We start from the raw sequence: 5,573 nt of genomic DNA on the forward strand, positions 1-5,573 counted from the left end.
TTTAAAATAAAAAAGGTGACCCATCTGTGGATCACCTTTATAATAACAATACAAAAATAAAAAAAAGAGCGGGCGGGGACCTACGCTTCCTCCCTTGTGGGAAGTACCATCGGCGCTGCCGGGTGTCACGGCCGTGTTCGGGATGGGAACGGGTGGAGCCCCGGCGCTTGGCCCGCCTGCTCAAAATTCGGTCAATATATCAAAGTCTTCGACGTAGTGATAGCTGAGAGTAAGGGAAGATCGGGGTGTTGCTGTTTGCTCGTTGCTTCGCTTTGGCCCGGCCCGACCCAAACGGTCGTGCAAGCCATATAAGCGGAAGCCGGTAGCCTTATTAGTACGGCTCGGCTGAACGTGTTACCACGCTTACACCTGCCGCCTATCGATCTGGTCGTCTTCCAGAAGGCTGTAAAGGGAATGTTTATCTTGGAGCGTGCTTCGCGCTTAGATGCTTTCAGCGGCTTATCACTTCCGCACATAGCTACCCTGCGATGCCCGTGGCCGGACAACAGGTGCACCAGCGGTGCGTCCACTCCGGTCCTCTCGTACTAGGAGCAGCTCTCCGCAACATTCCAACGCCCACAGCAGATAGGGACCGAACTGTCTCACGACGTTCTGAACCCAGCTCGCGTACCGCTTTAAATGGCGAACAGCCATACCCTTGGGACCTTCTCCAGCCCCAGGATGCGATGAGCCGACATCGAGGTGCCAAACCTCCCCGTCGATGTGAACTCTTGGGGGAGATAAGCCTGTTATCCCCGGAGTACCTTTTATCCTTTGAGCGACGGCCCTTCCATTCGGAAAACCGCCGGATCACTAAACCCTGCTTTCGCAGCTGCTCGACCTGTATGTCTTGCAGTCAAGCACCCTTATGCTTTTACACTCTACGCACGATTGCCGACCGTGCTGAGGGTACCTTTGGGAGCCTCCGTTACTGTTTAGGAGGCGACCGCCCCAGTCAAACTACCCACCATACACTGTCTTCCCTGTGGGGAATTAGAATTCAGCGGCCCAAAGGGTGGTATTTCACGGACGACTCCACGCCAGCTGGCGCTGGCGCTTCGAAGTCTCCCACCTATCCTGCACATCGGGCAGCTAAAGCCAATGTAAAGTTGTAGTAAAGGTTCACGGGGTCTTTCCGTCCCGCTGCGGGTAATCGGCGTCATCACCGATACCACAATTTCACCGAGCTCGTGGCTGAGACAGTGTCCAATTCGTTGCACCATTCGTGCAGGTCGGAACTTACCCGACAAGGAATTTCGCTACCTTAGGACCGTTATAGTTACGGCCGCCGTTTACTGGGGCTTCAGTGGGCCGCTTCATCGCCGAAGCGATTAACAGCCTTCCTTAACCTTCCAGCACCGGGCAGGTGTCAGCCCCTATACATCGTCTTACGACTTAGCAGAGGCATGTGTTTTTGGTAAACAGTCGATTGGACCTGGTCACTGCGCCCCCAACCAGCCGAAGCCGGCCGGGGGGATCCTTCTCCCGAAGTTACGGATCTAATTTGCCGAGTTCCTTAGCCACGATTCGCTCGAGCACCTGAGGATCCTCTCCTCATCTACCTGTGTCGGTTTTGGTACGAGCGCTATGCTAGCAGATGACGACGGGTTTCTTGGCAGCAAGATTACCCACGCTATCGGTTTGCCCGTAGGCTCCCCGTACTGTCGGCTTTCGGCCTTGGTGGTGGGCGGATTTGCCTACCCACCGGCCTACTGCCTTTAACCTCGCATTCCATCGCGAGGCGGTGGTGTCACTTCTGCGTGACGCCTTCATCTATAGCTAGATAGCGGTACCGGAATATTTAACCGGTTTTCCATCGGCTTCGCCTGTCGGCTACGCCTTAGGTCTCGACTAACCCTGATCCGATTTGCGTTGATCAGGAACCCTTAGATTTTCGGTGGAGGGGGTTCTCACCCCTCTTATCGTTACTCATGCCTACAGTTTCGCTTCCAGAACCTCCACCACCCCTCACAGGGCAACTTCGATGGCGCTGGAATGCTCCTCTACCACTGTCCCGAGTAATCGGGACAATCCACAGCTTCGGCACCAAACTTATGCCCGCGAATTATCGACGCCGGGCCGCTCGACTAGTGAGCTATTACGCACTCTTTCAAGGAATGGCTGCTTCTAAGCCAACCTCCTAGTTGTCTGGGCAACCCAACTTTCTTTGTTCAACTTAGTTTGGATTTAGGGGCCTTAGCTGGTGGTCTGGGTTGTTTCCCTCTTGCGGGAGGACGTTATCGCCCCCACGCTGACTACCTGGCAACACACGTCGGCATTCGGAGTTTGTCTAGATTTGGTAGGCGGTGAAGCCCCCTAGTCTAATCAGTGCTCTACCTCCGACATGCTACACGCCAGATGCTATACCTAAATATATTTCGAGGAGAACGAGCTATTTCCGAGTTTGATTGGCCTTTCACCCCTATCCACAGCTCATCCGGGGGCTTTTCAACGCCCGTCGGTTCGGACCTCCACGTGGTCTTACCCACGCTTCATCCTGGCCATAGATAGCTCACTCGGTTTCGCGTCTGCCCCGCCGTACTTTCGCCCTATTCGGACTCGCTTTCGCTTCGGCTGCTCTCCTGAGGAGATTAACCTTGCACGACAGGTGCAACTTGTAGGCTCATTATGCAAAAGGCACGCCGTCATCCCGATAAATCGGGACTCCGACCGCTTGTAAGCGTATGGTTTCAGGTACTATTTCACTCGCCTTCTCGGCGTTCTTTTCACCTTTCCCTCACGGTACTTGTTCACTATCGGTCATAACCAGTATTTAGCCTTGCCGGATGGTGCCGGCTGGTTCAGACAGGATTTCTCCGGTCCCGTCCTACTCAGGGGATCCCACCACCGCACCTTGCTTACGTCTACAGGCCTGTCACCTTCTGTGGGGCGGCTTTCCAGTCCGCTTCGTCTTCGCTTGGATTGGCTGATGTGGGCCCTACAACCCCCTGCCGCCGTAGCAGCAGGGTTTGGGCTGTTCCGCGTTCGCTCGCCACTACTTGCGGAATCACTGAATTGTTTTCTCTTCCTAGGGGTACTTAGATGTTTCAGTTCCCCCCGTTGGCTTCCTAAACGGATATCTGCCCGAAAGCAGATGGGTTTCCCCATTCGGATACCTGCGGATCTGAGCTCTTGTGCAGCTCCCCGCAGCTTTTCGCAGCTTTACACGTCCTTCTTCGCCTGGTTATGCCTAGGCATCCACCATACGCCCTTTTCTGCTTTCACTTATATGACTTGCACCACCCTTCGGCGGGCAAGCCTCGAAAAACAATGAGCGTTTCGCTTTGTTGTTGGTGTTATTTCTAAAAAATAACCTCGATCTTAACCTTTCTTACCTATCAGCTATCACTACGTCAAAGAACACCTTGCAGGTGAGGCTGTTTGTCGGGTCCGCCGGCTGCTTTCTACGCTGCCAACGATCATCGACCCACAACTTCACGACAAGAAAATCAAAGAACTCGTTGCACGAGCGGCTGTTTGTTGGGTTCGCCGGCAGCCTTTTAACAAAGCTGGCCTGCGATCAACGCGCAACACTCGGCAACATATCAAAGAACGCATGCCTTCCGGCACGGATCTGCTCGCCATCGACCTCGACAGCGAGCACATTCGTGCCCCGACATCATCACTCAAAGAACAACAAAAACTCCGTGGAGCTACGGGGACTTCCCGAATACTCGGGACATGCTTCTCACCCCTACTCTGTGGAGCTACGGGGACTCGAACCCCGGACCCCCTGCTTGCAAAGCAGGTGCTCTAGCCAACTGAGCTATAGCCCCGATGTGGGCTTGGCAGGAGTTGAACCTGCGACCTCACGCTTATCAGGCGTGCGCTCTAACCAGCCTGAGCTACAAGCCCATGGAATGGTCAGCCGGCGCCCGCCCCACTTGCGAACATATCACATCGGGAGGCCCTGCTGAGACCAGAACATACAGACGATCACACGGCGAGCCGCTAAGGCCAAGGCTCTCCTTAAAAAGGAGGTGATCCAGCCGCACCTTCCGGTACGGCTACCTTGTTACGACTTAGCGCCAGTCACCAGGCTTACCCTAAAGACCTACCTCCCCGAAGGGTTGGTACGGCCGTATCAGGTACTCCTGACTTCCATCGCTTGACGGGCGGTGTGTACAAGGCCCGGGAACGTATTCACCGCGACATTGCTGATACGCGATTACTAGCGATTCCGACTTCATGGAGTCGAGTTGCAGACTCCAATCCGAACTGGGAACAGTGTTGGGGATCTGCTGACCCTCGCGGGCTGGCTTCCCATTGAACTGTCCATTGTAGCACGTGTGCAGCCCTAGACGTAAGGGCCATGATGACTTGACGTCGTCCCCACCTTCCTCACTACTTGCGTAGGCAGTCTGGCTAGAGTCCCCACCATTACCTGCTGCTAACTAACCACAGGGGTTGGGCTCGTTGCGGGACTTAACCCAAGACCTCACGGCACGAGCTGACCACAGCCATGCAGCACCTTCTATGGTGCCCCGAAGGGAAGCTCCCTTTCAGGAGCGGTCACCGTAGATTTAGCCTAGGTAAGGTTCTTCGCGTTGCATCGAATTAAGCCACATGCTCCACCGCTTGTGCGGGCCCCCGTCAATTCCTTTGAGTTTCATTCTTGCGAACGTACTCCCCAGGTGGCATGCTTACTGCGTTAACTGCGTCACTGCCCCCGAAGGGACAACAACTAGCATGCATCGTTTACAGCGTGGACTACCAGGGTATCTAATGCTGTTCGCTCCCCACGCTCTCCTGTCTCAGCGTCAGTATCGGACCAGTTGCCCGCCTTCGCCACCGGTGTTCTTCGTGATATCTATGCATTTCACCGCTACACCACGAATTCCACCAACCTCTTCCGAACTCAAGAAATCCAGTTTCGAAGGCCCTTTTACCGTTAAGCGGCAAGATTTCACCTCCGACTTAGACTTCCGCCTGCACACCCTTTACACCCAATGATTCCGGACAACGCTTGCACCCTCCGTATTACCGCGGCTGCTGGCACGGAGTTAGCCGGTGCTTATTCACTGGGTACCGTCAGTGGTCCTCGAAAGGTCCAGGTTCTTCCCCAGTAAAAGCTGTTTACAACCCTTAGGGCCGTCTTCCAGCACGCGGCGTGGCTGCGTCAGGGTTGCCCCCATTGCGCAAGATTCCTCACTGCTGCCTCCCGTAGGAGTCTGGGCCGTGTCTCAGTCCCAGTGTGGGGGATCATCCTCTCAGACCCCCTAGCCATCATTGCCTTGGTAGGCTTTGACCCTACCAACTAGCTAATGGCACGCAGGTTCATCGTTAGGCTCCCGAGGGATTTAACAACTGTGGCCATGCGGCCCCGCTGCATCATCCGGTATTAGCTCACCTTTCGGTGGGATATCCCAGTCCTAACGGCAGATTACCTACGCGTTACTCACCCATCCGCCGGTCTCCGTTGCCCCGAAGGGCAACTTCTCCCGCGACTTGCATGTGTTAAGCCCGCCGCCAGCGTTCGTCCTGAGCCAGGATCAAACTCTCCATGGTAAATACACCTAATAAATTGTTTGAGTCTCTGGCCCTAGCTTCACTGTACTTCTAAATTGATCTCT

Annotated in this window: 2 tRNA genes and 3 rRNA genes; all 5 read right to left on the reverse strand. The window is 54.8% G+C overall.

Going from position 1 to position 5,573, the window contains the following annotated elements:
* Positions 1–67: 67 nt before the first annotated feature.
* Positions 68–180 (reverse strand): 5S ribosomal RNA (rrf, locus tag CK503_RS15730).
* Between the two features lie 130 nt (positions 181–310).
* Positions 311–3,225: ribosomal RNA gene (locus CK503_RS15735) — 23S ribosomal RNA — on the reverse strand.
* A gap of 477 nt (positions 3,226–3,702) precedes the next feature.
* Positions 3,703–3,776, reverse strand: a tRNA-Ala gene (locus CK503_RS15740).
* Positions 3,777–3,780: 4 nt separating this feature from the next.
* Positions 3,781–3,855 (reverse strand) — tRNA-Ile (locus CK503_RS15745).
* 118 nt (positions 3,856–3,973) lie between these two features.
* Positions 3,974–5,508 (reverse strand): 16S ribosomal RNA (locus tag CK503_RS15750).
* Together the 16S, 23S and 5S rRNA genes with 2 tRNA genes alongside form the textbook arrangement of a ribosomal RNA operon.
* Positions 5,509–5,573: the final 65 nt, after the last annotated feature.

Origin of the sequence: Fodinibius salipaludis (assembly GCF_002287075.1) — a bacterium.
Lineage (GTDB): Bacteria > Bacteroidota > Rhodothermia > Balneolales > Balneolaceae > Fodinibius > Fodinibius salipaludis.